This window comes from Pseudomonas alkylphenolica (assembly GCF_000746525.1).
GTDB lineage: Bacteria > Pseudomonadota > Gammaproteobacteria > Pseudomonadales > Pseudomonadaceae > Aquipseudomonas > Aquipseudomonas alkylphenolica.
Window position 1 is genome coordinate 1,849,251 of sequence record NZ_CP009048.1, and the last position, 24,192, is coordinate 1,873,442.

General features: G+C 59.9%; 34 protein-coding genes. 32 read left to right on the plus strand and 2 right to left on the minus strand.

Annotated features, from left to right (window positions below; all coding sequences use genetic code 11):
* Positions 1-13: 13 nt before the first annotated feature.
* Positions 14-397, minus strand: coding sequence for a response regulator transcription factor (locus PSAKL28_RS08640; RefSeq protein ID WP_038608978.1), 384 nt, complete (start codon positions 395-397; stop codon positions 14-16).
* A 528-nt stretch (positions 398-925) separates the two neighbouring features.
* The gene (locus PSAKL28_RS08645) at positions 926-1,648 is read right to left on the minus strand and encodes an XRE family transcriptional regulator (RefSeq protein WP_038608980.1); all 723 of its coding nucleotides are present in this window, start codon (positions 1,646-1,648) and stop codon (positions 926-928) included.
* Between the two features lie 105 nt (positions 1,649-1,753).
* On the opposite strand from PSAKL28_RS08645, the gene PSAKL28_RS08650 reads away from it, so the two are divergent.
* The 32 genes from PSAKL28_RS08650 to PSAKL28_RS08805 all read left to right on the plus strand — a co-directional run bounded on the left by PSAKL28_RS08650 (position 1,754) and on the right by PSAKL28_RS08805 (position 24,158).
* Positions 1,754-1,966 (plus strand): transcriptional regulator, encoded by a 213-nt coding sequence (locus PSAKL28_RS08650; RefSeq protein WP_038608982.1) that lies wholly within the window; start codon positions 1,754-1,756, stop codon positions 1,964-1,966.
* Positions 1,967-2,292: 326 nt separating this feature from the next.
* Entirely contained in the window at positions 2,293-3,084 is a 792-nt protein-coding gene (locus tag PSAKL28_RS08655) for a replication protein (RefSeq protein ID WP_084589075.1), read from the plus strand.
* On the plus strand, positions 3,077-4,456 hold the full coding sequence (dnaB, locus tag PSAKL28_RS08660; protein WP_038608988.1) for a replicative DNA helicase: 1,380 nt from the start codon (positions 3,077-3,079) through the stop codon (positions 4,454-4,456). The genes PSAKL28_RS08655 and dnaB overlap by 8 nt, the downstream gene beginning before the upstream one ends.
* The gene (locus PSAKL28_RS08665) at positions 4,456-4,659 is read left to right on the plus strand and encodes a hypothetical protein (protein ID WP_038608991.1); all 204 of its coding nucleotides are present in this window, start codon (positions 4,456-4,458) and stop codon (positions 4,657-4,659) included. Before dnaB ends, PSAKL28_RS08665 begins: the two co-directional genes overlap by 1 nt.
* Positions 4,656-4,955, plus strand: a complete 300-nt coding sequence (locus tag PSAKL28_RS08670; protein WP_038608994.1) for a DUF1364 domain-containing protein — start codon at positions 4,656-4,658, stop codon at positions 4,953-4,955. Before PSAKL28_RS08665 ends, PSAKL28_RS08670 begins: the two co-directional genes overlap by 4 nt.
* The gene (locus PSAKL28_RS08675; protein WP_038608997.1) at positions 4,949-5,380 is read left to right on the plus strand and encodes a VRR-NUC domain-containing protein; all 432 of its coding nucleotides are present in this window, start codon (positions 4,949-4,951) and stop codon (positions 5,378-5,380) included. Before PSAKL28_RS08670 ends, PSAKL28_RS08675 begins: the two co-directional genes overlap by 7 nt.
* On the plus strand, positions 5,377-6,681 hold the full coding sequence (locus tag PSAKL28_RS08680; RefSeq protein ID WP_038609000.1) for a tyrosine-type recombinase/integrase: 1,305 nt from the start codon (positions 5,377-5,379) through the stop codon (positions 6,679-6,681). The genes PSAKL28_RS08675 and PSAKL28_RS08680 overlap by 4 nt, the downstream gene beginning before the upstream one ends.
* The gene (locus PSAKL28_RS08685; protein WP_038609003.1) at positions 6,678-6,995 is read left to right on the plus strand and encodes a hypothetical protein; all 318 of its coding nucleotides are present in this window, start codon (positions 6,678-6,680) and stop codon (positions 6,993-6,995) included. Before PSAKL28_RS08680 ends, PSAKL28_RS08685 begins: the two co-directional genes overlap by 4 nt.
* An 11-nt stretch (positions 6,996-7,006) precedes the next feature.
* On the plus strand, positions 7,007-7,570 hold the full coding sequence (locus PSAKL28_RS08690; protein ID WP_038609006.1) for a hypothetical protein: 564 nt from the start codon (positions 7,007-7,009) through the stop codon (positions 7,568-7,570).
* Positions 7,571-7,726: 156 nt separating this feature from the next.
* Complete coding sequence (locus PSAKL28_RS08695; RefSeq protein WP_038609009.1) at positions 7,727-8,212, plus strand: hypothetical protein; 486 nt, start codon at positions 7,727-7,729, stop codon at positions 8,210-8,212.
* A 73-nt stretch (positions 8,213-8,285) separates the two neighbouring features.
* Positions 8,286-8,609 carry a phage holin, lambda family gene (locus PSAKL28_RS08700; RefSeq protein WP_038609012.1) on the plus strand — a complete coding sequence of 108 codons (324 nt, stop codon included), beginning with the start codon at positions 8,286-8,288 and terminating at the stop codon, positions 8,607-8,609.
* Positions 8,609-8,935 (plus strand): HNH endonuclease, encoded by a 327-nt coding sequence (locus tag PSAKL28_RS08705; RefSeq protein ID WP_038609015.1) that lies wholly within the window; start codon positions 8,609-8,611, stop codon positions 8,933-8,935. The genes PSAKL28_RS08700 and PSAKL28_RS08705 overlap by 1 nt, the downstream gene beginning before the upstream one ends.
* A 139-nt stretch (positions 8,936-9,074) precedes the next feature.
* The gene (locus PSAKL28_RS08710) at positions 9,075-9,533 is read left to right on the plus strand and encodes a phage terminase small subunit P27 family (RefSeq protein WP_038609018.1); all 459 of its coding nucleotides are present in this window, start codon (positions 9,075-9,077) and stop codon (positions 9,531-9,533) included.
* On the plus strand, positions 9,487-11,286 hold the full coding sequence (locus PSAKL28_RS08715; protein WP_084589076.1) for a terminase large subunit: 1,800 nt from the start codon (positions 9,487-9,489) through the stop codon (positions 11,284-11,286). The genes PSAKL28_RS08710 and PSAKL28_RS08715 overlap by 47 nt, the downstream gene beginning before the upstream one ends.
* Positions 11,283-11,492, plus strand: a complete 210-nt coding sequence (locus PSAKL28_RS08720; RefSeq protein WP_038609021.1) for a hypothetical protein — start codon at positions 11,283-11,285, stop codon at positions 11,490-11,492. Before PSAKL28_RS08715 ends, PSAKL28_RS08720 begins: the two co-directional genes overlap by 4 nt.
* Positions 11,492-12,688 carry a phage portal protein gene (locus PSAKL28_RS08725; protein ID WP_038609023.1) on the plus strand — a complete coding sequence of 399 codons (1,197 nt, stop codon included), beginning with the start codon at positions 11,492-11,494 and terminating at the stop codon, positions 12,686-12,688. Before PSAKL28_RS08720 ends, PSAKL28_RS08725 begins: the two co-directional genes overlap by 1 nt.
* Positions 12,681-13,328, plus strand: coding sequence for an HK97 family phage prohead protease (locus tag PSAKL28_RS08730; protein ID WP_257011868.1), 648 nt, complete (start codon positions 12,681-12,683; stop codon positions 13,326-13,328). Before PSAKL28_RS08725 ends, PSAKL28_RS08730 begins: the two co-directional genes overlap by 8 nt.
* Before the next feature lie 10 nt (positions 13,329-13,338).
* Positions 13,339-14,541 (plus strand): phage major capsid protein, encoded by a 1,203-nt coding sequence (locus PSAKL28_RS08735; protein WP_038609029.1) that lies wholly within the window; start codon positions 13,339-13,341, stop codon positions 14,539-14,541.
* 40 nt (positions 14,542-14,581) lie between these two features.
* The gene (locus PSAKL28_RS08740; protein ID WP_038609032.1) at positions 14,582-14,863 is read left to right on the plus strand and encodes a HeH/LEM domain-containing protein; all 282 of its coding nucleotides are present in this window, start codon (positions 14,582-14,584) and stop codon (positions 14,861-14,863) included.
* The gene (locus tag PSAKL28_RS08745; protein ID WP_038609035.1) at positions 14,856-15,173 is read left to right on the plus strand and encodes a head-tail connector protein; all 318 of its coding nucleotides are present in this window, start codon (positions 14,856-14,858) and stop codon (positions 15,171-15,173) included. The genes PSAKL28_RS08740 and PSAKL28_RS08745 overlap by 8 nt, the downstream gene beginning before the upstream one ends.
* Complete coding sequence (locus PSAKL28_RS08750; protein ID WP_038609038.1) at positions 15,170-15,490, plus strand: phage head closure protein; 321 nt, start codon at positions 15,170-15,172, stop codon at positions 15,488-15,490. Before PSAKL28_RS08745 ends, PSAKL28_RS08750 begins: the two co-directional genes overlap by 4 nt.
* Positions 15,491-15,500: 10 nt before the next feature.
* Positions 15,501-15,671, plus strand: a complete 171-nt coding sequence (locus PSAKL28_RS27840) for a hypothetical protein (protein WP_167335117.1) — start codon at positions 15,501-15,503, stop codon at positions 15,669-15,671.
* A 3-nt stretch (positions 15,672-15,674) separates the two neighbouring features.
* Entirely contained in the window at positions 15,675-16,250 is a 576-nt protein-coding gene (locus tag PSAKL28_RS08755; protein WP_038609041.1) for an HK97-gp10 family putative phage morphogenesis protein, read from the plus strand.
* Complete coding sequence (locus tag PSAKL28_RS08760; protein WP_038609044.1) at positions 16,243-16,629, plus strand: DUF3168 domain-containing protein; 387 nt, start codon at positions 16,243-16,245, stop codon at positions 16,627-16,629. The genes PSAKL28_RS08755 and PSAKL28_RS08760 overlap by 8 nt, the downstream gene beginning before the upstream one ends.
* Before the next feature lie 55 nt (positions 16,630-16,684).
* On the plus strand, positions 16,685-17,185 hold the full coding sequence (locus PSAKL28_RS08765) for a hypothetical protein (RefSeq protein WP_038609047.1): 501 nt from the start codon (positions 16,685-16,687) through the stop codon (positions 17,183-17,185).
* A 39-nt stretch (positions 17,186-17,224) separates the two neighbouring features.
* Entirely contained in the window at positions 17,225-17,554 is a 330-nt protein-coding gene (locus PSAKL28_RS08770; protein ID WP_038609049.1) for a hypothetical protein, read from the plus strand.
* Between the two features lie 298 nt (positions 17,555-17,852).
* A complete protein-coding gene (locus PSAKL28_RS08780) occupies positions 17,853-18,263 on the plus strand; it encodes a hypothetical protein (RefSeq protein WP_038609055.1) in 411 nt (136 codons plus the stop codon).
* A 55-nt stretch (positions 18,264-18,318) separates the two neighbouring features.
* Positions 18,319-21,705: a tape measure protein gene (locus tag PSAKL28_RS08785; RefSeq protein ID WP_038616359.1), complete on the plus strand. Its 3,387-nt coding sequence runs from the start codon at positions 18,319-18,321 to the stop codon at positions 21,703-21,705.
* Positions 21,705-22,055: a phage tail protein gene (locus tag PSAKL28_RS08790; RefSeq protein WP_038609058.1), complete on the plus strand. Its 351-nt coding sequence runs from the start codon at positions 21,705-21,707 to the stop codon at positions 22,053-22,055. The genes PSAKL28_RS08785 and PSAKL28_RS08790 overlap by 1 nt, the downstream gene beginning before the upstream one ends.
* Before the next feature lie 37 nt (positions 22,056-22,092).
* Positions 22,093-22,794, plus strand: coding sequence for a phage minor tail protein L (locus PSAKL28_RS08795; RefSeq protein WP_038609061.1), 702 nt, complete (start codon positions 22,093-22,095; stop codon positions 22,792-22,794).
* 3 nt (positions 22,795-22,797) lie between these two features.
* Entirely contained in the window at positions 22,798-23,580 is a 783-nt protein-coding gene (locus PSAKL28_RS08800; RefSeq protein WP_038609065.1) for a C40 family peptidase, read from the plus strand.
* Positions 23,577-24,158, plus strand: coding sequence for a tail assembly protein (locus PSAKL28_RS08805; protein WP_038609068.1), 582 nt, complete (start codon positions 23,577-23,579; stop codon positions 24,156-24,158). Before PSAKL28_RS08800 ends, PSAKL28_RS08805 begins: the two co-directional genes overlap by 4 nt.
* The last annotated feature ends 34 nt before the right edge of the window (positions 24,159-24,192 follow it).

Below are 24,192 nucleotides of genomic sequence, written 5' to 3' on the forward strand. Positions count from 1 at the left end.
CTCGGGGCAGGGGTCAGGCGTGCAGGTCGAACGATTCGGCCTTGCGGATGATTCGGACCTGGGCAATACGTCGCTCAGGTACACGGCGGTCGCGACGCATAGGGTCGGCATCGCCCATGACGGCGTGCATAGCCATCAATCCGGCCAGGACGATACACAGCGGGCTGATGATCTGCCGCTTCATGGCTTCGGCGACCAGTGCAGCCCGGCGGGGCGCGTCGAGTTTGAACATGGCTGCCGATAGTCGCTTTTCGACAGTGCCCGGGGCGATCCCGAGCAGCTTGGCGATTTCCTTCGCGGTCATGCCTTGGGCGACCGCGAGAACGCATTGCAGCTCACGGGGTGCGAGACCGAGGCCGAGGCGGCCTATCCATGAGCCCTCAGTGATCGTTTCCATGATTAATCCTCGGGGTGGCTGCATTGGTCGTGACACTCGCTGCCGTTGCCTCCCGGACCAGGGGAGGGCGAGCGTCACGACCGATGCAGCCTGGTGATGGGGAGTACCAGGTGATCGGGCTGGAGTCCTATGGCAAATCCAGCAATGCCCCAACTTCGTCTCAAGTTGGCAGAAGTGATGCAGGGGGCCGCTTGTGCGGTGTGTACTCGTCCGCATCCCAAAGCGCCCGGGAGGCCAGGCGCTTCAGTGATGCTTTCTTCTCTCCGACCGCGACCCTGGTCCGCCGGATAACTAATTTCGCGCTTTACGCTGCACGCCTGGGTCAGTTGCCAACCCTCTGAACAGTTGAGGCCTGTCCATCGCTGCCTTTGTTGCTGGCCGGTGGTGATCCGGCGACGAGACAAATCTACAAGCAAATATTGTAATCATGCAAGCTTGAATTGTAATTTTTCTCACGGGTATCCCTCTGAAATTGCAATTGGGGGCGGAAAAAAGCCCGCGAATCGCGGGCTTAGGCTGATTTCTGGATCAAGAGAAAATTGTAGATGCCTGAAAAACTCGACCGATGATGTTCACTGCCGACACGTCAGCCACCTCATCTTCGTACTCATCCCGGTTGAACGACCTGATCCTAAGCTTCCCTCCGGCCAGCCGGTAGAGGATTTTCACCCTCAACATTTCTTCGTAGAAGATGCCGTACATCTTGCCGTCAACAACGGTAGTGGCGCCTGTATCAACGGCAACAGTAGAGCCGTCAGCAAGTAGCGGCTCCATGCTGTTGCCCTTCACGGGCATGCAAATGACGTTACTTGGCTGTACGCCTAAACGCATGAGGGTGTACTTACCAAATCGCAACTTTGCTCGGCTGTGACTATCGACACTAAAGCGTCCCGAGCCGGCAGATAGCTCTACTTCCTTTAGAAACGGCACTTCAATCTCATCTTCATCAAGAGGGGTGCTGTCATCCCACATGCTGATCGGGCGCATGTCCGGATGCGTCAGCTTTGCCGGGTCGGTTTCGCTCTCGCAGGGCTGGCTTCCTGGCGGTTGCCCAGGGCCTACCAGTAGCTCTTGAACAGAAACCCCCAGAATTTTTGACAGTTCAGTGAGCCTGTTGCCCCGAGGGCTTGCTTTACCAGACTCCCAGCCTTGTACAGCCTGAGGGGATACCCCTATGGCTCTGGCCAGCTCGGATTGATTCAAGCCTTTCTTTTCGCGGGCTTGCGCGATTCTTTGAGGAAGAGTGCTCATGCGCCAAATATACAACCTGTTGTTGTAGGTATCACTGCAATATGTGCTTGTAGATTTAAAGCTGCACTTGTAATCTCTGCTTGTAAAAACCAGCAGAGACCCATCATGACTACCAGCGCAATCATCGAGGCATGCACAAAGGCCGGAGGGCAGTCGGCGCTCTCGCGGGCCATTGGGTGCACGCCCCAGGCAGTTCAGCGCATGTGTGCAACTGGGCGAGTCCCAGCTGAGCGCGTCCTTCAAATCGAGAAGGTAACGGGGGTGTCGAGGCATAAATTGCGGCCCGACCTCTATCCGAACGGCATCGAAGTCGCCTGATTCTGGAGCGAATTATCCAGCTCCTGGCCTTGCGCCAGTAGTGGGACCGTCCTGCTGTTCATCCGTCCAGTACCTGAATCGCAGGCATAAAAAAACCGGGTGGCAGCCCGGCTTCTTCAACAGCAGTAAACGAGGTTGATTATGCACTCAGCAATGGATGCTAGCAACACCGCAGCAAGCGCACCAAGCCACCAGAAAGCCTTTCACCAGTCCGCCGCACTCCATGCCGCGCAAATGATTCGCCTCCAGTACGCAGCCTCCTCGAAGTCCGCACTCCGTCGTGAGTGCGTCGAGCACCTGCGGGCATCGCTGTGCGGAGGTGGCGTGTGAGCACCGTCACCCCAATCCAACCGAGAAGCGGATTCACCCGAATGGACAACGACCTGTACGAGGCCCTGATCGGGGCTGAGTTGTCAGGCCGCGAGCTTCGTGTCGCCCTGGCAATCCACCGCCAAACCGCTGGCTACAACATGGAGAGCGCCTGCATCGCGGCCTCGTACATCGCCCAGATGTCCGGAATCCGTCGCGAGGACGTGTCCCGCGCAATCTCCGAGCTGCTTCGCCAGGGCGTTATTAACCGTGAAGGCGGTAGCCGCAGCCCGATCGGCTTTGCCCCGGTCGGTGAGTGGAAGATCGACAAGAAAAACACTCATCCGAACAAGCCAAAAGGAGCGCCACAGTGTGGCGTTTCCAGCACGTCCAATGTGGCGTTCCTGCCACACAATAAAGAAAGAAATACAAATACTACTCCTGACGGAGTAGTCGCCGACGCCGAGCGTCAACCAGTCGAGCCGAAAGCTACTCGCCAGAAGCTCACGGTGGATGCGTGCCCGTACCAGGCCATTGTCGACCTGTACCACCAAGCGCTCCCTGAATTGCCAGCAGTGGCAATCCTCAATCCAGGCCGCAAGCGCACCCTGCAGTCCCGGTGGCGAGAAAGCGACGTGCATCGCGACCTCGGTTTCTGGGCCGATTACTTCTTCCAGGTGAAAACTTCGGACTTCCTGATGGGGCGAGTACCGGGCCGCAATGGCTCGAAAGCCTTCCGGGCGACCTTCGACTGGCTGATCGCTCCATCCAACTTCGTCAAAGTGGTGGAGGGAAACTACCATGCGTGATCCGTACAGCCTCGATGCTGAGCACGGCCTGCTGGGCGCGATGATGATTCGCCCCGAGCTGATCGACACCCTGAGCGACGATCTCTCTCCTGAGTCGTTCTACTTCGCCGAGAACGCCGAAGTGTTCCGCGGGATCATGGCTGTTCGAGCCAACGGCAAGGCCGTGGACTTCCTGACGGTTGGCGAGCAGATCGGCAGCCTGCCGAATGGTGATCGGGCCTTGGCTTACTGCGCCGAGATCGTGAACAACACGCCGAGCGTGGCCAATGCCAAGACCTACGCCGGCATTGTCCGGGAAAGGGCAATTGAGCGGGCCCTGTACAGTCTGGGCGAGCACGCCATGGAGATTGCCCAAGGCGCCGAGGATGTCCAGGCGAAAATTGCCGCCGTGCAGGCTGCAGCAATGGCCATCGACTGCGGCGACGGTGACGACGACATCGTCAAAGTCGGGGATGTACTGGTCGATCAGTTGGAAGTCTGGCAGGACCGCCACGATCGCCACGCCCGAGGTGAAACGCTCATCGGACTATCGACGGGCCTGAAAGACCTGGACGAGAAACTGGGCGGCCTGCAGCCCGATCACCTGTACATCGTTGCCGGGCGCCCCGCAATGGGTAAGACCACGCTTGGCATGGGCTTTATCGTCGATGCGGCCGTGCGTCAAAGCAAGTCGTCGCTCGTTATCAGCCTGGAGATGAATAAGGGCCAACTGCTGGATCGTGCCGTGGCTTCAGAGGGTCGCATCCCTCTCACGCTGGTGAAAAATGGAACCGCCTGCCAGAGCCACGGCGCCGAGCTTGCTGCTGCAGCCGGGCTCCTGCGTAGCGCTCCGCTCTACATCGCCGACCGTGCCGGGTCGACGATTGGCCGCATCCGCTCGCTGGCTCGTCGCCACAAGATGCGCTACGGCCTGGACCTCCTGATGATCGACTACTTGCAGCTGGTCGAAGGGGATGGAGGCAACCGAACCGAGGAAGTCAGCAGCATCAGCCGCGGTTGCAAGCTGCTCGCCAAGGAGTTGGGCATTCCGGTGGTGTTGCTCAGCCAGTTGTCCCGCAAGTGCGAAGAGCGCCCCAACAAGCGTCCAGTGCCGTCTGATCTGCGCGAATCCGGGGCCATCGAGCAAGACGCCGACGTGATCCTGTTCGTGTACCGCGACGAGGTTTATCACGAAAACACCGAAGCCAAGGGCATTGCCGAAATCATCATTGGCAAGGGTCGCGATATCGAAATGGGCACCGTTCGTGCTGCCTTCCTCGGCCAGTACAACCGTTTTGAAAACCTTGCTGCTGGGTGGGCGCCAACGCCAGTCGAGCAGCCCGAAAAGGTAACGCCGCTGTCTCGCCGCTATGCAAACAAGGACCGCTTCTGATGGCCGATCCGATGCTGATGCCGCCCGACCTCAGTGAGTACCACTGGGCCCTATACGCCTGCGGTCACTTGCTCGACCTCACCAATAAGCCACAGCCACCCGTTGGCCTGTACCGCGACGAAGAGTCGGCGCGCATCCACGGTGTGCGCATGTGGCCAGCCACTTTCACCGTTGTTGACCTCCACAAGGACGACCGCCCATGAGACAGACCAAGTTGACCAAGGCCGCGCGCGGTCGGGAGTGCCAGGTGCGCATCCCGGGCGTTTGCAACGGCAACCCTGAAACCACCGTGCTGGCTCACTACCGAATGTCCGGCACCTGCGGCGTCGGCATGAAGCCGAACGACCTGCAGGGCGCCTGGGCGTGCAGCGCCTGCCATGACGCCTGTGACGGCCGCAGCCAGTTGATCAGCCGCGCCGAAGCCCGCCAGCACCACGCCGAGGGCGTGATGCGCACCCAGGCCAAGCTGATGAGCGAGGGAGTGGTTGCCGCATGCTGAAAGCCAAGCCCCGTGTTTTTGCCGCGAAGAAGACCCGCGCCAAGCCAATCGACCGTGAAGGCCTGGAGCAGGCCGCCCTGATGACCGAGATTGCGCTGCGCTATCCGGCTGCAGCCAAACTGATCTACCACGTCCCGAACGGTGGCCACCGGCACAAGCTGGTGGCGATCAAGCTGAAAGAGCAGGGCGTGAAAGCCGGTGTTCCTGACTTGGTGCTGCCGATGGCGCGTGGTGGTCACTTCGGCCTCTACATCGAGTTCAAGGCTAAGCCTCCGTTCGACGCCGCCGTATCACCGAGCCAGGACGCCTACATTCAGGCGCTGCTCGATCAGGGTTATCTGGCGATCGTCTGCCGTGGCGCCATCGATGCGCTGGAGGCGATTCGCGCTTACTTGCTGCAGCCGCAGACCGAGGTGGTCGCATGAGCCAGACAGTTCTCACCACCTTCTCCGATGCCGAGATTCGGCGCCAGGCCGCCAAGACTGACGTGCTCAACCTTCGCGATGCGCGATACCCGGGCGTTTACTTCCGGTTCAACAAGAACCGCGAGCGCGGGTCTTGGTACCTGGTCGTCAGCTCCAAGTGGAGCAAGGTAGCGACCTATCCAGCGCTTCCAACCAAGAGCTTGATCAGCGCGCTGCCGGGCATCCGTGAGCGCCTGGCCGTGGACCCCGGTGCATCGACCGCCGCTGGCACGCTGCACACAGTCGGCCAATTGTTGTCTTGGTACGCTGATCGGCAATCCCGCGACCGGAGTCTGTCCGCCAAGCGCCGGTCGACCACGGCCTCAATCATCAGCTGTCACCTGAAGCGGCGGCTGGAGGACCTTCCGGTTTCCGAGGTCACCCGTTCAAGCCTGGACAAGCTCGCCATGTGGCCACTTCAAGAAGAGGTGTCACTGTCCTACGTCCGCCTGATGTGGGGCGTGCTGGTGGTCTCGTTCCGCCAGGCGGCGAAGCTGCACATGATCACGTCCAATCCGATCGCGGGCTTCAAGTTCACCGACTTCACCAAGGCCCGGGTTAAGCCGAAGCCGGCACGCTTGAGGACGGTGCAGTTGGAGAAGGTGCTTGGTGAACTGGCCATCCGGTTCGATGAGGCTCCGGTGGACTGCACGCTGGCCCTGCTGATGCTGTGCCATGGAACCCGAGTGGGTGAGACCCGGATGGCGCGCTGGGCGCATATGACCCAAGGTGAGCAACCGGAGTGGTTCATTCCTGCCGAGAACACCAAGACGCGCTGCGAGCATCGCTTGCCGCTGACTCACCAGGCACTGGCCCTGTTGAATCGCTATCGCCACTGGCAGCAGGGCAAGGGCTACCAGGGCGCCTTCCTGTTCCCGTCCAAGAATGGCCGGCCACTGACCGAGAGCCAGGCCTGCGCCGCGTTCACCCGTCTGGGTGCCGGTGAGTGGACCAGTCATGACCTGCGCAAGGTAGCTCGCACCGGTTGGACCGACCTCGGTGTCGACTACCTGATCGGCGAGATGCTGGTGAACCACACCCTGAGCCGCAACGTGCAGACCTACATCCACACCTCGGCGGATCAGCTCAAGCGTGAGGCCCTGGATAAGTGGCACGGCTGGCTTGATGGCAAGGGTTTCGCCGTCATTCACGGCTCGACCATCACTGGAAACGGAAATTCGCATATTGCCGCCGAGGCCAGTAGCGGCGCGGCCTGCGAGGCCAATGCCGAATCCGTAAAAAGCGAGGATTCAAAGGCATGAAAAAGAGCCATGGACCGGCCTTCCGCAAGGAGTTGATCGACCTGGTCCAGTGCCCGACCTGCAAGGGGAAGGCAGTCACCAAGAGCATGTTTTATGAACTGGCCTGCACTGGCTGCAACGCGTCGGGCTGGGTAGCGGCTGCAACTGGCGAGGCCCTGGCCCTGGATGAACTGGTGACCCAGCTCAGCATGAGACTGCAGGTCGCGCAGCGACACATCAACGAATTGAAGAACCCTCGGGCCACTGGGCCGGAGGCGCTGTATCAGGACGGTAATCGACGCGGGGGCGGCGGTACCAACTTCACTGGAGATTGAGGGGGAAGGACATGGGTATCTATAAAGACGTAATGAGCACGTTAGTTCGTGTACTGGCTGCCGACAACATCGACAACTCAACCAAGCAGCACTGGCAAAAGCTGATTGATGCCGACCTGCGCGAGGGCGGTACTGCCAGCACCATCTCGGTCCGCGACAAGTTTGACTATGACTGCTGCCTGCATGCGCTGCTGCACCGGGAGCTGGCACCCGCTCAGTGGGATGTGTTGATTGCCAAGTACTCCACGCACAAGGCCAACAAGGTTGCCGCGATCGGTCGCCTGATCAGCCGCATGAGTTCTCCGGCGCCTCAGCTGTTTATCTATAAAGCAGTCACCGCTTGGGCCATCCCTAAGTTGCGCGGGATGCAGGTCGGCAAGCGGTCCACTGACATGATCGTGCTGCCGCCTGAGTTCTATGACATGAATACCTGGGACGTAGAGGGCAAGCCGGAGTCGACGCGCCGTCGCTGGAAGACCGGGATCGGCAAATGCCTAGAGGTACTGGAGGAGGCCGCAGTGGTGCATGCCACCGAAATCTTCGACCGGGAAGAAATATTCATTGATGCCGCTTGACCATGCTGGCGGAATGATCGTAAATTAACCCCATCATGTCGATCTTGCGCGTTATGAGATTCGACCAGTTAAAGCCCGGCCATAGTGTCGGGCTTTTTTGTGGATAAACCATGCTCTGTGTGGCAGTTTGATATCTCCTTAATGTGGAGATTGGAAATGTCGGTTTTTAAAGAGCTATCTCACCGGCGCGCTGAATACAATGCGGCTCGAATGGAGCAACTTGATCGTCTTTCAGCGCAAGCTCAGCGGTTTGTAGGTGCCCTTCAGCGCTATTTGGGGTTGGATTCGCCGCACTGGGTCAACCCCAAGGACGGTGTCGTAATGAAGTATGTCCGCATGGGTTCGGGGTCGCCTCAAAACTTCGAGGAGAAGGGGCGTCATGAATTCAGCAGCGTCGATGGCGTTTTGGACTTTTCGGTTGCGATTACGCTTGAAAATGCGCCAGATCAGTTCCCTAAGACGCACCATGTTTTCCAGCTAGAAGTGACGGCTAAGCAAGGTGGATATGAGTTCTATAGCCGAGACTTCGATGGCTCGTTCTTAGTGGGTGCAGCAGAAGAAGCCGACCACGCTTATGAGGGTGTTTGCACTGCAATCGTCAATCAACTCAAAAATAGTTACGACGTGGGTCGAGTCTTCTGACTACCGACACGGTTACTGAGCCCGCCAAGTGCGGGCTTTTTTGTTCATAGCTCCCTGGCAGGGAGTAACCGGAATGGCCCATATGCCTGAGAAAGATCCTGGCCTTTGGGCCGCAGTGTTTGCCTGGTTGGTTGCCCATCAGCCCCAGTTGTACACCGGTGGAACGGCAGCTGCCGTTGCGATGTGCCGCGTTATCTACGGTGGTGGTGGTCGCCGCAAGGTCATCCTCGAGGGGATCCTGTGTGGCTTGATCGGTACGAGCCTGATGCCAGTGCTTGAGTACTTCTCGCTGCCCACCAACCTGGCGGTGTTTGCTGGGTGCATGGTCGGCTTCATCGGGGTGGAGAAGCTGCGCGAATACTCTGATCGGTTCATGACTCGAAAGGTTGAAGGCTGATGGCTACCGGTTCGTCCTGGCATCACCTGTACAAGACCAAGGAATGGTATCGACTTCGATGGGCGCAGCTGCAGAAGGAGCCGTTGTGCCGCCGCTGCAGCTCTCAAGGCCGGACGGTGGCTGCTGGTATCGCTGACCACATCAAGGCGCACCGTGGTGATGTAACGCTGTTCTTCGATGCAACCAACCTCCAGAGCCTGTGCAAGCTCTGCCATGACAGCGCCAAGCAGCGAGAGGAGAAGTCCGGGGTAGTGGTCGGGTGCGACGTCAATGGTCTGCCCATCGACCCGAACCATCACTGGAACCGGAAGAAGTCGCCGAGCTGAGAATTATTCTCGGGAAACGACTCGCCACCCGGTGTAGCACGGCACAGCCCCTAGGGGAGGGGTCAAAAGTTCGGGATTCCGCCAGATAGGACCGCCCTCGACCCTCTTTACGCAAAAAGCCAGAATTGGAGAGTTTTTTTTGAAGGGAAGAACCCCCGCCCCGACGACCCAGAAAAAGGTCACCGGCACGTTGCGTGCCAGTCGGGAAAACAAGCGGGAGCCTCAGCTTGCGGTCGCGTCATACCAGCCAGCGCCCCGAACCATGACGGCGGAAGGGCAGGCGGTTTGGAAAGTGTTCTGCCCGCTCGCCGCTTCCATGGGCGTGCTTACTGAAGCTGATCTTCAAACCCTGGAGCGGCTGTGCGAAGTGGCCGCCGAGGTCCGCCGCTTGACCAAAGTTATTTCCGAAGAGGGCCATACCTATTCGACCGAGGCCGGACTTATCAAAGCGCACCCGGCCGTTGCGATGGCGGCTGATGCCGACCGCCGGTTGCTCTCTTACCTTACCCATTTCGGCATGACACCCGCCGCCCGATCCAAGGTCCAGGCCATTGGCGAACCTCCAAGCAAAGACCCGGAAGACGAGTTCTTCAGTTGAGGTCAAGAAGGCTTCCTATGCGGTCGACCCGGTAACGGCCTGGGCCCAAGAGGTTTACTCCGGCAAGGTTTTGGCGGGCCCTGATATTCGCAATGCTTGTGGTCGTCACTTGCGCGATCTGGAGGATGGGCCGAAGCGTGGGTTGACCTGGGATCTGGAGAAGGCAAACCGGGCGATCCGATACTTCAAGACAGTGCTGAAGCTCAACGGCGGCGAGCACGAAGGTAGCCCCTTCGTCCTACTGCCCTGGCAGGCATTCATTGTTGGTTCGATCTTTGGCTGGATGGCGCCGGACGGCTACCGCCGGTTTCGTACGGTCTACATCGAGTCAGGGAAAGGCTCGGGCAAGTCGCCGCTGGCTGCTGGTATCGGCCTGTACTGTCTGACGTCTGACGGTGAGCCAAGGGCCGAGGTCTACGCGGCGGCAACGAAGCGTGACCAGGCGATGATCCTGTTCCGTGACGCGGTGGCCATGGTTGATCAGTCGCCGGCGCTGATGAAGAAGATCAAGAAGTCAGGCCGTGATGAGAAGGTCTGGAACCTGGCCTACCTCGCGACCGGATCTTTCTTTCGACCGATCAGCTCGGACGATGGCCAGTCAGGTCCGCGTCCGCACTGCGCCCTGATCGACGAGGTGCATGAACACAAGAACAACAAAACCGTTGAGTTCATGCGTGCCGGTACAAAAGGCCGGCGGCAAGCGCTGATCCTGATGATCACCAACAGCGGGCACGACCGGACTTCGGTTTGCTACAGCTATCACCAGCTTGGCGTGAATGTCTGTGCTGCTGGCGCCAAGGGCGTGACGAAGCGTCATCGTCATTTCAACGACGGGTTCTTTGCCTTTATCTGCTCCCTGGACAAAGGCGATGACCCGTTCAAGGATGAGAAGTGCTGGGGCAAGGCCAACCCTTCGCTGGGGCACACGTTCCAGCCAAAGTACCTGCGCGAGCAGGTCACCGATGCCAAGGGCATGCCGGCGAAGGCGAGCACAGTTCGGCGGCTGAACTTCTGCCAGTGGGTGGACGCTGCGAACCCGTGGGTAGAAATCGATACCTGGCTGTCCTGCTGTGCCAAGTTTGACCGGGAGAAGTTGGCAGGCGAGGCTTGCTATGGCGGCCTCGACCTTTCCGGCAAGCGAGATTTGACTGCGCTGAACCTGTACTTCCCTGAGTCGGGCAAGTCCATCGCTGAGTTCTGGACACCGAAGGACACGCTGCTCGATCGCGCCGCGGTAGATGGTGTGCCGTATGAAGTGTGGCTTGGGGATGGGCATATTCATGCGCCGCCCGGAAAAGCGATCAACTATGCCTTCGTCGCTAAGCGCCTCGGCGAGTTGGCTGCCAAGTACGACATTAAGGCCGTGGCGTTTGACCCGTATCACATGGCTTATCTCGAAGCTGAACTGGAGGCGCAGGGCATTGAGCTCAATCTGGTGCCTCATGGTCAGGGCTTCCGACCAGCTCGGGAGTCAAACCTTTGGATGACCCACTCTATCGATCTGCTGGAGGACTTGATCCTCACCGGGAAGATCCAGGTGCTGGAGAACCCTTGCCTGACCTGGAACGTGGCCTCGGCGGTAATGGAGGCTGACGCTCAGGAAAACCGAATCTTCTCCAAGCGGAAAAAGACCGGCCGCATCGACGGCGCCGTCGCTATGGCGATGGCTGTCGGAGCAGCCAACCAGACCGAGGCGAAGCCCGAGAAAAGCCTTTCGGATCACATAACCAAACACGGAATCAGAACCCTATGACCCCTGAACAAGAGGCGCCTCGCGAAGACGGGGTGTCAGCCTTCGCTTGGCTGCGCGAAAGCCTGCCGGATGTGGTCGGCATGGTCGGCTTTGGTCTGCTCGCGCGCGGTCTATGGGTTGGCTTTGGTGAGGCCGTGGCGCTTTCCGTGTGCGGGCTGATCCTCATGTCACTGTCGGCGTATGCCGTCATTCGAGGAGGGAGTTGATGTTTAAGGCCCTGCTTGGGAGAAAGAGCAACCCGCTAGCCATCGACACGCCGGAGAAGCTGGCCCAGGCGATGGGCTCCGGATACGAAACTTCTTCAGGACAGCGCGTGACCACCACCAGCGCTCTGCAGCAGCTGGTGGTATTCAACTGCGTGCGCGTGCTGGCCGAGTCGATCGGCATGCTGCCGTGCCGCCTGATGAAGCAGGCGGACAAGGTACGTTTACCGGCGACAGGTCACCGACTTTACCCGCTGCTGACCATGGCACCGAACGGTTACATGACGTCCCAGGAGTTCTGGGAAATGCTTGTCGCCTGCCTCTGTCTGCGCGGCAACTTCTACGCCTACAAGGTCGAGGCCCTTGGCAATGTAATCGAGCTTCTTCCGCTCAACCCCGACATCGTCCAGCCGAAGCTGAACGACGATTGGACCGTTGAATACAAGGTCGATTTCAAGTCTGGACAGAAGACGCTCTCGCAGAAAGAGATCTGGCACGTCCGGCTATTCACTCTGGATGGGCTGAACGGCCTTAACCCAATTGCCTACGCTCGCCAGACGCTTGGGCTTGGCCAGGCAATGGACGCCCATGCCGGAAAGTTGTTCACCAACGGGGCAGTCACCAGCGGGGTGCTGCGTACCGAGCAGACGCTCACCGATGAAGCGTTCGCCAGGCTGAAGGAAGAGTTCCAGGGCGAGCATATGGGGGCGGCAAACGCCTACAAGCCCATGATCCTGGAGATGGGCCTGGACTGGAAGCCCATCAGCCTGAACGCCCAGGACGCCCAATTCATCGAGTCAAAGCGTATGACCGAGGCGCAGCTCTGCGGCCTCTTCCGTGTACCGCCGCACCTGGTGGCGAACATGGAAAAGATGACGCTCAACAACGTTGAGCAGATGGGCATGAACTTCGTGAACTACTCCCTGGTGCCGATCATCACGCGCATCGAACACCGGATTCAGGTTGGCCTGCTCAATGAGAAGGACCGACTGACTCACTACGCCAAATTCAACGCCGGCGCCCTGATGCGCGGCGACCTAAATGGGCGCTACAACTCCTACGGCAAGGGTATTCAGTGGGGAATCCTGAGCCCGAACGACTGCCGGGAGTTGGAGGACGAGAATCCGCGTGAAGGCGGAGATGTGTACCTAACCCCGATGAACATGACCACCAAGCCGGAGGGCGGCAACAGTGATTAAGAAAATGCGTGTCCCCTTCGAGCTCAAGGCGTTGTCCGAGGCCGGCGAGTTCGAAGGGTATGGCTCTGTGTTCGGGGTCAAGGATCATGGCTCCGATATCGTGATGCCAGGAGCTTTCACTGATTCGCTGATCGAGTGGCGGGGCAAGAACAAGTTGCCTCCGGTTCTTTGGCAGCACAAGACCCACGAGCCCATCGGCCCTCACACTGACATGAAGGAGGATGAGAAGGGTCTGTATGTAAAAGGCCAGTTGCTGATTGATGACGATCCGCTTGCTCGCCGTGCCCATGCCCACATGAAGGCTGGCAGTGTCACTGGTCTGTCGATCGGCTACACGCTCGACGACTGGGAGTGGGATAGCGTCAAAGGCGCCTACCTGCTGAAAAAGATCACTCTGTGGGAAGTATCGGTGGTCACGTTCGCCATGAACGAAGCGGCATATGTCACCGATGTGAAATCTCTGCTGGAACGCGGCGAAACTCCGCCGCCCAGCAAAGTGGAGCGCGCCCTGCGAGAGGTAGGGTTTTCGGGCTCCCAGGCCAAGGCCTTCATGGCCAAAGGCTACGGCGCAGTTTCACCGCGAGAGGCGGGTGCCGACGAAGCACTTCAATCCCTGAAATCCCTTTTGGACAAAATGTAAGGAGCCTCTCATGGCTGTTGAAAAGAAAGACATCGATGACGTCGCCGAAGCCCTGGGCCGTAAGTTCGACGAGTTCAAGAAGACCAACGACAAACGCATCGACGGGCTGGAGGAGGAGAAGGGCAAGCTCTCGGGCCAGGTCGACACCCTGAACGAAAAATTGGGCGACCTCGACGCGCTGAAGTCGGCGCTGGAAAAGGAACTGGCCGACCTGAAGCGTCCTGACGGCACCGGCACCAAGGCTGCCAGCGAGCACAAGACCGCGTTCATGCAGTTCGTCCGCAAGGGCATCGATACCGGTTTGGGCGACCTTCAGGCCAAAGCGCTGCAGGTCGGTACCGACGCTGACGGTGGTTACGCAGTCCCCGAAGAGCTGGATCGCAGCATCATTGAGCTGCTGAAAGACACTTCGCCGATGCGCCAAGTGTGCAACCAGATCACCGTTGGTTCGCCGGATTACAAGCGACTGGTAAGCCTGGGCGGCGCTGGCTCCGGCTGGGTAGGTGAAACCGATGCCCGTCCGGCGACCGGTACCCCGACTCTCGGTCAGATCTCGGCGTTCATGGGCGAGATCTACGCCAACCCGCAGGCCACTCAGACCAGCCTTGACGACATCTTCTTCGATGCCGAGGGCTGGCTGAACAGCGAAGTGTCGCGTGAGTTCTCCGAGAAGGAGGGAAGCGCGTTCACCAGCGGCAACGGTGTGGGCAAACCGAAGGGTTACTTGGCGTACGACCTGGTCACGGATGGCGACAAGACCCGAGCTTTCGGCAAGCTGCAGAAAATCATTTCGGGCGCCGCCGGCAAAATCACGGGTGACAACCTGATCGACCTGATCCATTCCCTGAAGGCGGGCTACCGTGCCAACGGCCGCTTCATGATGACCAACCTGACCCTGGCTTACGTGCGCAAGCTGAAGGACAGCGAAGGCAACTACCTGTGGCGTCCTGGTTTGGAGCTCGGTCAGCCGTCGACGCTGCTGAGCTACGGCATCACCGAGAACGAAGACATGCCTGATGTCGCTGCTGATGCCAACGCGATCTCGTTCGGCGACTTCAAGCGTGGTTACACCATCGTCGACCGTATCGGCACGCGCGTCCTGCGCGACCCCTACACCAACAAGCCGTTCGTAGGTTTTTACACCACCAAGCGCGTCGGCGGAATGCTCGTCGACTCCCAGGCGATCAAGGTCCTCACCCTGAGCGCGGCCTGACTGTGTGGGCGCCTATGGGCGCCCATTCAACGGAGGATTTATGCCGATTATTTCTGTAGAGCAGGCGTTCAAGTTTGCTGAGGGTGGCAACGAGGTGGTGGAGATCCCGGCGGGTGAGCACGACGTCTCCGATCGCTGTGCGCTGGTGGCTGTTGAGCATTTGGGGGTGGCCACCTATCTCGACGGACAAGGCCACGCTGAGGTCGACCCACTCAAGATGAGTGTGCCTGAGCTTAAAAAGTGGCTGGCCGCCAAAGGCATCGCGTTCGATCCTGGCGCGAAGAAGGAAGAGCTGAAGGCGCTGGTCCCGAAAAATGATTGACCTGGCGAGCGTGAAAGCGCATCTCCGGGTGGATGGTGACGAAGAGGACGCTTTGATTCAGGGCTACACGGACGCAGCCCTGAGCACCTTCGAGCTCTGGACCAATCGCACGTTGATCGAGGAGGGTGCCGCGATGCCTGACCCAGTTGGTAATGCCCTGAAAATCACCAAGGCCATCCGCCAAGGCGCCTTGCTGCTGATCGGGCACTGGTACGCAAGTCGCGAGACTGTCGTTATCGGAACGATCACCGCTGAGCTTCCCATGGCCACCAATGCCCTGTGGAAGCCGCACCGCTGGGTGAATATATGAGGGCCGGCCCGCTGAAGCACCGGTGCGTGGTGAAGAAGCCGCACCGACAAAAGAACGCGTCTGGTGGCGCCACCGAGACCTGGCTGGACGCCGGCGAGGTTTGGGCGGAAATCACCATGCCGACCGGCCGTGTCGCTCCAGTCGCAGAGCAACTGCAGGCGGTGATCAGCGCGGAGATTCGCATCAGGCCCCGGGCAGACATAGTTGCTGGCTGGCGCCTGGCATACCGTGGCATCACCTACAAGGTCGAGGCTCCGCTGCTGGACAACGACCGCACCATGCTGCGCTTGCTGTGTTCCACCGTTCCTAACCCATGAGGTGAGCAATATGAAAATTCGTGCCTTGGGCATCCTTTCGGGTGCCGTTGGTGATCGCGAGAAGGGCGAAGCCTTTGAGGTCTCGGCTGAAGAAGGCAGGGGGCTGATTGCCCGCGGCTATGCCGAAGAGGTGATTGATCAGGCCGAGAAGCCAGCCAAAGCTGCCCCGGCCAAGGAGTAGTCCATGGCCGTTCGCCGCTCCAGGATGTCGGGAGATTTTAAGCTCCGGCGCACACTGCGCAACATCCACACCATGATGGACAATGAGCTCAAGCCAGCCATGCAGAGCGGCGCGGACCAGATCCTACAGACAATGCGCAACCTGGTGCCGAAAGACACTGGCGCAGCAGCTGCAGCCCTGGAAGCGTTCGTTTCGGCGAGCGGCCTGGATGCGCAGATCGGATTGCGCGGCAAGCGTAATAACCGGCGCTTCTTCTATCTGCGCTTTGTCGAGTACGGCACCAAGGGCTATAGCGGCAAGCTCTATCATCGGGCTGACGCCGATGCTGTGTCGGGCTCACACACCACCAACCGAGATCGCTCGCAGCTGAGCGGTAAGAATCGCCTCGGACGCCGCGACACGAAGAACAAGAGCGATGGCACCACCTTCTTCGGCAAGTATCCGGATATTCCGGCTAGGCCTGCCCACCCGTGGCTGCGTCCGGCGCTGGACGTAAACCGGGACGTAGTCCTGGCGGATATTGCCGAGGCAGTGCGCCGGACGCTGCGCAAGGCCAGCGAGGGGAGCGCCGATGGCTGATCCATCTGTCGCACTGCAAGAGGCGCTGTTCGCGCGCCTGGAGGCCGAGGTGAGTTGCCCGATCTTCGACGGGGTGCCGATGAACACGGCAAAGCCCTATGTTTCTATCGACCGGGAAATCTCCACGAACATTCGCCCGATCGCAGGTCGCAAGCGTGAGCAGCGCCTGATCTACCTCTCGGTGTGGTCCGATGCCATTGGTCAGGCCGAGGTCAAGCGTATCAACGGCGAGATTATCAATGCCCTCGACGAGCGCAGGCTGCCACTGGCCACCGGTCGGGCGGTATCTGTCCGCGTCGAGCAGGCTGACGCTCAGCGTGATGCCGACGGTGTCACTTACCAGGGCTCGATCACGGTTCGCGTGATCACCACCCACTGAATCCAACACCGGCCGCGCCGCGGCTTTTATCCAATGTGCCTTTGGAGGACCCCCCATGGCCGAAGACAATCTCAATACAGCTGCCGGTTGCCGGATCGCGCTCGGCGGCAAGACCGGTGCCGACACCGAAACCGAGTACAAGGCTGATACCTACATCGAGCTTGGCGAGGTCGAGGACCTTGGCGAGTTCGGCGATACCTTCAGCAGCGTCACCTTCACCTCGTTGCGCGATGGCCGGGTGCGCAAGTACAAAGGCACCGCCGATGCTGGCGACCTGACCGTAACTGTCGGCCTGGACAACGGCGATGCCGGCCAGGTAGCCCTGAAGGGTGCACACAAGGACCGCAGCAAGGGCGACTACAACATCAAGATCACCCTGAACGACGGCGATCCTGATGCCAACCCTGTGATCAACCCGACCACGTTCTACTTCCGTGGCAAGGTGATGAACAACACCGTTGCTGCAGGCAGCGCCGATAACGTTGTTCGTCGCAACGTCACCATCGGCATCAACTCCGACATCCTCGAGCTGATCCCGGCCCCGGTCACCCCATAACGCGCGGGGCTTCGGCCCCGGCTTCATAGGAAGCAATCCATGAACAAGACTTTGCACGGCACTGTCACCGTACAGGTGGGCGAGGAGTTATTCGACCTGGTGCCGACTCTGAAGGCAGTGCGCGCAATCGAGGCTCGTTTTGGCGGCCTGCGCGGTGCATCCCAGGTGATCACCGCCCTGAGCGTGGACGGTGTTGCGATCATCATCGCCGCTGGCGCCGGGCTGGAAGGCAAGGCCGCAGAGGCCATTTCAGAAAAGGTCTGGCAGGCTGGGGTGCTCGAAGTATCGCCCCAGGTGAACGCCTACCTGGCGGCGCTGTACAACCCTCGGGGCCCCGACAAGGGAAACGCGGCAGCCGGGAAGGCGTAAGCGTCGTCGAGGACGGCAGCTACGTTGACCGGCTGTATGCGATTGCAACTGGATGGCTTGGCTGGTCACCCCAGGTAGCTTGGTGCACACCGCTTCCTGAGTTGTTCCTGGCCCTGGACGCCCGGATCGAGTGGACCCAAATGACCAACCCATTCGGCAGCGGAAAGGCAGCGGGCCCGAAGGAGAAGCCCAAGGCTTCGACCGTGGCTGACAAGCTGCGGCAGGCGCTGACTGGGCGCAAGGCGGGATAGGTGTGCAGGAGTGCTTTTGCTACTCTCCAAGGTTTTCTGGAGGGTTTATGAAGAAAGCGTTTGTAATGCTGGGTTTGCTCGGTGCGTTGTCACAGGTCGTGCATGCGGAGAGCCTGAATAGAAGTCCTCTTGAAACTGAAATGGGGGCTCAGGTTTATATCTGCGGACTCAAATCGCAATTGGCCCAGGCTACGAAAGGCAAGAAACAAGACGGCTTGACTGCAGAAGCCAGAGAGTGCTCTCGGAGCAGCAAAGAGTCGGCGAAGACAAGGATAAAGGGAGAGATCGATAAGTACCCGGAGGGTGATGCAATGCGGGATAGGCTAAAGGCGTTGTATTCCGCTTACCTCACTTACATGGATGCAGCCATGTGGGGTAAGGATCTTAACGAAAGTAGCGAAGCATTGGCGTTCAAAATGAAAGCCAATGAGTACAAGGCCGAGCTTCAGCTTCGGTGAACATATGACAATTGGAAAGCCCGCTATTGCGGGCTTTTTCGTTTCTGGAGAAACCATGGCCGATACTGATATCCAGGGAATGCTGGTCCGAATTGAGGCAACCACGGCCCAGTTGCGCTCGGAAATCGCTCGCGCCGACTCCACAGTAGCGCAAGGCGCCATGAAGATTGATCGCTCCCTTGCGCAGATCGATGATGGCTTTGACCGTGTCGGCGAAAGCGCCAAGAGCGCGGGCGCACTGATCAGGAGTGCTATGGGGTTGGCCGCTGGAGCGATCTCCGTCAAGTCAGTTATTGAGGCGGCTGACTCCTATTCGCAGATGTCTGACCGGATTGGGCTCGCCACCGGTAGCTTCGGCGAGTACAACCTGGTTCAGGAGCGCCTACTCGAAACGGCTAAGCGCACCTATCGACCGCTGAGCGAAGCGCAAGAGCTTTTCATCAGGACCGCTGACAGCCTGAAGTCCATGGGGAAAAGCACCGGCCAGGCGCTGGATGTCATGGACAGCTTCAGTTTCCTGCTGGTGACCAACTCAGCCAGTGCCGACAAGGCGTCCTCGGCAATCGATGCTTACTCCAAAGCCCTGCAGACCGGAAAAGTCGAGGCGGATGGATGGCAGTCGATCCTGGCGGCAATGCCCACTGTAGTGGGCACCCTATCCAAGGCGACAGGCAAGAGCGCAGAAGAGATCCGCTCTCTCGGAGCGCAGGGCAAGCTCAGTCTGGACGTGCTCACGGACGGCCTACAGAAGTCAGCAGAGGCCAATGGCAAGCTTGCCGACAGCATGGGCGTAGCGGTGCGGGATGCCTTGCAGAACCTGAGTAATGCATTCTCGGTCTACATCGGCCAAGCCAACGAAGCCACCGACTTCACCGGGAAGCTCGCCAGTGGAATTTCGTTACTGGGCGATAACTTTGGAAACCTCGCTGACATCGCGCTGGCCGCAGCCACTGCTGCGCTGGCCAAGTACGGAGCGGCAGCAGTAGGGTCCGCATACTCTGCACTCAAGGATGCATCAGCAAGGAAGGCCCAAGCTGCCGCCGTGTTGCTCGCTGCTCAGGCGGAGCAACAGAAGGCGCAGACAACGGTATTTCTTGCCGAGAAAGAGGCGATCGCGGCGCGCGGAACGGCAGTGCAGACTCAGATGTCGCTGCAGCTGGCCGAGGCCAGGATGGCGGAGGCGCGCGCAACAGCTGCGGCCGGCGCTGCGCAGGAGGTGGCGAGTCGTGCAAGCTTCAGTCTGATGGGGGTGCTCGGCGGCCCCGTGGGGATCATCGCCCTTGCAGTTGGCGCTGCTACAGCGTTCCTAGCGCTTAGAGACAACACCAGCGATCTGGAAAAGAAGCTTGGCGATCTTGCCGATCCCGTTGACAAGCTCGCCGAGCGATTCAACAAACTCAATCGCGCTACACAGTCGGTAACTCTGCGCGAGCTCACTTCCAAAGTGGAGGACATGCAGGATCAGCTACGCCAGATGTCCGGAGCGATTGCTGACCAGTTCGAAGCTGACATGAGAAGCATGGGGGCTGCTGGTGCTGACGGGTTAATGGCTGGCTTGGTACCTCTGCCAGATGACGCTCAGAAAGCATTAGAGCTTGTCAGGCAGGCTTCAGCTAACCAGGCAGATGGGGTAAAGGTTGACTGGAAGGCAGTAGCTGACCAGCTCCGCCAATTCCCCAGCGTGACCGAAACGATGGCCCGCACTGTTGAAAAGAGCCAAGGCCCGGTTACAGATTTCAGCGCCGAGCTTGAGCATCAACGCGACATTCTTGCAAGGCTCACGGAGCAGACAGACCAGCATTCAGACGCTATGGGGCGCAACGCGGCCAGGGCTGCAGAGGCAGCCGCTGCCGGCCAAAAATATCTGGATCAACAGCTCAAGCAGCTCGCTGCATCCAAGGACAAGACGTTCCTCGCGGCCGCCAATCGATTCATCAAGGAGAATGCTGACCTCACCGACGATATGGCCGCCGCGATCCGATCGGCTGCCGCTGCTCGTGACTCGCAGAAGAAAGCCGATGATGCTGCAGCCAAGGCTGGGCGCAAGAACTCGTCCGAAGGCGAGTCTGCTGCCAAGAAGCAGCTCAAGGACTTCGAGTCTACCGAGGAGGGATACAAGCGCCAGATCGAACTGATCAACACCACTGGCGACAAGCAGAAGGACGCCACGGAGGTAGCCAAGCTGTCTTTCGAGCTGCAGGAAGGGAAGCTTGGCAAGCTCACGGAGGCGCAGAAGAGGCGTCTTCTGGGCATGGCGGCAGAGCTCGACTCGTTGAACAAGTTGAAAAAGGCCAACGAAGACGCGCTGAAACTGGAGTCCTTCAAGGCAGCCCTGGCCGTTGGCACCAAGACGGATGTTGACGGCTACTCCCAGGAGCTCGCCGGTATCGGAATGGGCGAAAAGGCCCGTGACCGGATGCGTGCCGATCTGGCTGTTCGGCAGAAGTACGCTGCTGATGTGGCCACGCTCAATGAACAGCGCAATACCGGTCAAATCAGCACCGAGCTTTACGCTAGTGAAACTCAGGCCCTGCAGGATGCCTATAACCAGCGGCTTCTTGCTCAGCAGTTCTATTACGAGCGAGTCGATGAAGCCGAGGCCAACTGGCTGAACGGCGCAAAGGACGCCTGGCAGGATTACGCTGACTACGCCCAGAACTACGCGGCCCAGGCGGCAGACTTCGTGAGCGGCACCCTGGGCTCTGCAACCAGCGAGCTGGGCGGCGCCTTTACCGACATCATCACTGAGTCGAAAGACGCAGGGGACGCAGTGGCGGATGCTGCTGCGGGGATGGCCAAGTCAATGGTTGGCGCTCTCATGGATATGGCGGCTCAGTGGCTGATTTACGGTGCCGTGCAAGCAGTTGTGGGAAAGAGCACCCAATCGGTAGCCAGTCTGGGCATGGTGGCCAACGCACAGGCAATGTCGTTCCAGGCTCAGTTGGCCGCCTATGCGTCTACGGCAGCCATCCCCCTTACCGGTCCGGCATTGGCGCCTGCTGCTGCGGCTGCTGCTGCGGCCGCCACAGCACCGATGGTCGCAGGGGTTTCCACCGCTTCAGCCATGGCTGGCGCTGGCTTTATGGATGGTGGTTACACGGGGCACGGTCGCCGCGATGAAGTGGCCGGCCCGGTGCACCGCGGTGAGTACGTGTTCGATGCCGAGGCCACGGCTCGCATTGGTGTTGGTCGCCTTGAGGCACTGAGTGATGGCCGTATTGGCATGGCGGGCAGCTCGGGGGCGGCTGGCGTCGCTGCGGGCGAGTCTTCAGGCATGCGGCCGATCATCATCAATGCACCGGTCACAGTGGAAGCCCAGCCAGGCGCGAGCGCCAATGACGCTCAGCGAACCGGCGAAGCAGTCTCTCAGGCACTGGAGCGTCAAATTATGGATGTGATGGAGCGAGAAACGCAGCAGGGCGGGATTTTCTGGAGACGGTAATGACGGAAACCTTCAGCTTCGACGTGGAGGCCGAGATCGACGGCGATGTCCGCCAGCGCACCTGGGAAAACGAATTCGGCGATGGGTATGTGCAATCAGGCGGTACCGGCATCAATACGAAGTCGCAGTCCTGGAGCGCATCCCACACCGGGATGCTGGAGGCGGGCGAGGAGGCTCTGGCAATTCGCGATTTTCTCGACCGGCACGAAGGCTACAAGACCTTCTTCTGGACGCCCCCTGGCGGTGTGCAAGGGCGGTACCGGGCCAATGGTTACAAGCTCAGGACCAGAGGTAACCCCAAGCTGGTCACGATCAACTGGAGTTTCGAGCAGCGATTCACCCCCTACTGACCCCACCGCGTGTGGGGTTTCTTCTTTCTGAGGCCCCATGAATTTCAATACCGACATCCAAAAGCTCGAGCCGGGCAACCAGATCCGGCTGTTCGAGGTAGACGCTACGCGCCTGGGTGGCAACCTGATGCGCTTCCACGGCCACGCTCAGGAAGGCGACATCATCTGGCAGGGCAACCTGTACTCACCGCAACAGCTCACCGCCAAGGGCTTCGATATTCGGGGTGATGGTCGCCCGGCCACCCCAACGCTGCAGTTGGCCAACGAGATCGACGGTGTGCGTGGCGCGGTAACTGCGCTGTGCCTGCACCTGAAGGACTTGGCCGGCGCGAAGGTGAGGGTTATCGAAACCTTCCGGCACTTCCTGGATGCGGCCAACTTCCCCGGCGGCAACCCAAGCGCCTCCAACCAGGCCAAGGAAAACCTCTGGTACATCGAGCAGAAGACCGACGAAGACCGCGAGCAGGTGACGTTCCAGCTCTCCAGTCCGCTGGATCTGGGCGGCCAGATGCTGCCCAGCCAGCAAATTACCAAGCTGTGCCGCTGGGCCTGCCGCGGGCAGTACCGCCAGGAGGCCTGCGCCTACACCGGGTCGGCCATGTTCACCAAGAAGGATGAGCCCACCGACAACCCAGCGCTCGATCGCTGCGGTGGTCGCTGGAAAAGCTGCAAGGCGCGGGGCAATACCCGGCGCTTCGGCGGCTCCATGGGTGCCAGTCTTATTGCCAGTTCGAGGTAACCGATGCGCATCAATCAACAGCTGCAGGCCGCCATCCGCGAGCATGCGGAGCGCGAGCACCCGGCTGAAGCCTGCGGGGTGCTGATCAAGACTGACTCGGGTCGAGAGTATGTTCCGTGCCGGAACCTTGCCAGGACGCCGCGTGACCACTTCGAACTGCACCATGAAGACCTGGCCCAGGCCGAGGATCGCGGCGAACTGCTGGCGATCATCCACAGCCACCCGGACGCAGCGCCATCCCCGAGCATGGCCGACCGAGTCAGCTGTGAATTACACGAAGTGCCCTGGGGTATCGTCTGCTGGCCAGGTGGCGACATGGAGTGGTTCAAGCCCTCCGGCTACCAGGCGCCGCTGCTGGGCCGCGAATTTGCCCACGGCCTGCTGGATTGCTGGGGCGCCTGCCGCGATTGGTATGCCCGTGAGGCCGGCCTGCAACTGCCGAACTTCGAGCGCCAGGACCTGTGGTGGGAAGATCCTGATAGTCCGAGCCTCTATGAGGACAACTTTGCTGGCGCCGGCTTCTACCAGGTCGACACGCCTAAACGCGGTGACATGCTGGTGTTCATGGTTCCGTCTCCGGGCAGGCCGTGCTACCACCCGAACCACGCCGCCATCTACCTGGGCGATGAGCCAACGTTGATCAGTGAGGATGCGCCGGCGTTGGGTGGTTTCGGTCCGTTCATCTATCACCACATGGCCGGCCGTTCTTCCTCCCGTGACATCTACGGCTGGTCTATGGCCAACCGTTGCCGGCTGGTGCTGCGCCACAAGGACTATCGCTCATGAAGCGGACTATCAGGCTTTACGGGGTGGCACGTAAGCATTTTGGCCGCGAGTACACCCTGGACGTGCACAGCGTGCGTGACGCCATCACTGCGTTGTGCGCCATGGTGCCGGGCTTCGAGAAGTTCATGGTCACGGCGGAGGAGCGGGGGCTGGTGTTTGCCGTGTTTTCCGACACGCGCAACTTGGAGAACCAGGAACTCGACCTATTGGGCGACGACAACGGTGTAATTCGCATCGCGCCGATCATTCAGGGCAGCAAGCAGGCCGGCCTGTTCCAAACCGTGCTCGGCGCCGTGCTGATCGTGGCTGGTGTGTTCGGCGGGTTTTCCGCCCCGGTGGGTATGGCTCTGATGGCCGGTGGTGCGGGCATGGCCCTTGGCGGTGTGGTGCAGATGCTTTCGCCTACCGCCAAGACCGGCAGCCTCGACCGCAACGAGGACGGCAACAACCCAAGCTACGGCTTCGGGTCGGCAGTGACCACCATCGCTCAGGGCAACCCATACCCGGTGCTGTACGGCGAGCGCGAGATTGGCGGTGCCGTCGAATCAGGCGGCATTTACACGCAAGACCGGCTGTAGCAGCCGGCGATACCTGACCCGCTTCGGCGGGTTT

Bases quoted from the DNA above. Each gene is read 5' to 3' on its own strand.
- PSAKL28_RS08640 (WP_038608978.1), bottom strand. From the start codon at position 397: ATGGAAACGATCACTGAGGGCTCATGGATAGGCCGCCTCGGCCTCGGT.
- PSAKL28_RS08645 (WP_038608980.1), bottom strand. From the start codon at position 1,648: ATGAGCACTCTTCCTCAAAGAATCGCGCAAGCCCGCGAAAAGAAAGGC.
- PSAKL28_RS08650 (WP_038608982.1), top strand. From the start codon at position 1,754: ATGACTACCAGCGCAATCATCGAGGCATGCACAAAGGCCGGAGGGCAG.
- dnaB (WP_038608988.1), top strand. From the start codon at position 3,077: ATGCGTGATCCGTACAGCCTCGATGCTGAGCACGGCCTGCTGGGCGCG.
- PSAKL28_RS08665 (WP_038608991.1), top strand. From the start codon at position 4,456: ATGGCCGATCCGATGCTGATGCCGCCCGACCTCAGTGAGTACCACTGG.
- PSAKL28_RS08670 (WP_038608994.1), top strand. From the start codon at position 4,656: ATGAGACAGACCAAGTTGACCAAGGCCGCGCGCGGTCGGGAGTGCCAG.
- PSAKL28_RS08675 (WP_038608997.1), top strand. From the start codon at position 4,949: ATGCTGAAAGCCAAGCCCCGTGTTTTTGCCGCGAAGAAGACCCGCGCC.
- PSAKL28_RS08680 (WP_038609000.1), top strand. From the start codon at position 5,377: ATGAGCCAGACAGTTCTCACCACCTTCTCCGATGCCGAGATTCGGCGC.
- PSAKL28_RS08685 (WP_038609003.1), top strand. From the start codon at position 6,678: ATGAAAAAGAGCCATGGACCGGCCTTCCGCAAGGAGTTGATCGACCTG.
- PSAKL28_RS08690 (WP_038609006.1), top strand. From the start codon at position 7,007: ATGGGTATCTATAAAGACGTAATGAGCACGTTAGTTCGTGTACTGGCT.
- PSAKL28_RS08695 (WP_038609009.1), top strand. From the start codon at position 7,727: ATGTCGGTTTTTAAAGAGCTATCTCACCGGCGCGCTGAATACAATGCG.
- PSAKL28_RS08700 (WP_038609012.1), top strand. From the start codon at position 8,286: ATGGCCCATATGCCTGAGAAAGATCCTGGCCTTTGGGCCGCAGTGTTT.
- PSAKL28_RS08705 (WP_038609015.1), top strand. From the start codon at position 8,609: ATGGCTACCGGTTCGTCCTGGCATCACCTGTACAAGACCAAGGAATGG.
- PSAKL28_RS08720 (WP_038609021.1), top strand. From the start codon at position 11,283: ATGACCCCTGAACAAGAGGCGCCTCGCGAAGACGGGGTGTCAGCCTTC.
- PSAKL28_RS08725 (WP_038609023.1), top strand. From the start codon at position 11,492: ATGTTTAAGGCCCTGCTTGGGAGAAAGAGCAACCCGCTAGCCATCGAC.
- PSAKL28_RS08735 (WP_038609029.1), top strand. From the start codon at position 13,339: ATGGCTGTTGAAAAGAAAGACATCGATGACGTCGCCGAAGCCCTGGGC.
- PSAKL28_RS08740 (WP_038609032.1), top strand. From the start codon at position 14,582: ATGCCGATTATTTCTGTAGAGCAGGCGTTCAAGTTTGCTGAGGGTGGC.
- PSAKL28_RS08745 (WP_038609035.1), top strand. From the start codon at position 14,856: ATGATTGACCTGGCGAGCGTGAAAGCGCATCTCCGGGTGGATGGTGAC.
- PSAKL28_RS08750 (WP_038609038.1), top strand. From the start codon at position 15,170: ATGAGGGCCGGCCCGCTGAAGCACCGGTGCGTGGTGAAGAAGCCGCAC.
- PSAKL28_RS27840 (WP_167335117.1), top strand. From the start codon at position 15,501: ATGAAAATTCGTGCCTTGGGCATCCTTTCGGGTGCCGTTGGTGATCGC.
- PSAKL28_RS08755 (WP_038609041.1), top strand. From the start codon at position 15,675: ATGGCCGTTCGCCGCTCCAGGATGTCGGGAGATTTTAAGCTCCGGCGC.
- PSAKL28_RS08760 (WP_038609044.1), top strand. From the start codon at position 16,243: ATGGCTGATCCATCTGTCGCACTGCAAGAGGCGCTGTTCGCGCGCCTG.
- PSAKL28_RS08765 (WP_038609047.1), top strand. From the start codon at position 16,685: ATGGCCGAAGACAATCTCAATACAGCTGCCGGTTGCCGGATCGCGCTC.
- PSAKL28_RS08770 (WP_038609049.1), top strand. From the start codon at position 17,225: ATGAACAAGACTTTGCACGGCACTGTCACCGTACAGGTGGGCGAGGAG.
- PSAKL28_RS08780 (WP_038609055.1), top strand. From the start codon at position 17,853: ATGAAGAAAGCGTTTGTAATGCTGGGTTTGCTCGGTGCGTTGTCACAG.
- PSAKL28_RS08785 (WP_038616359.1), top strand. From the start codon at position 18,319: ATGGCCGATACTGATATCCAGGGAATGCTGGTCCGAATTGAGGCAACC.
- PSAKL28_RS08790 (WP_038609058.1), top strand. From the start codon at position 21,705: ATGACGGAAACCTTCAGCTTCGACGTGGAGGCCGAGATCGACGGCGAT.
- PSAKL28_RS08795 (WP_038609061.1), top strand. From the start codon at position 22,093: ATGAATTTCAATACCGACATCCAAAAGCTCGAGCCGGGCAACCAGATC.
- PSAKL28_RS08800 (WP_038609065.1), top strand. From the start codon at position 22,798: ATGCGCATCAATCAACAGCTGCAGGCCGCCATCCGCGAGCATGCGGAG.
- PSAKL28_RS08805 (WP_038609068.1), top strand. From the start codon at position 23,577: ATGAAGCGGACTATCAGGCTTTACGGGGTGGCACGTAAGCATTTTGGC.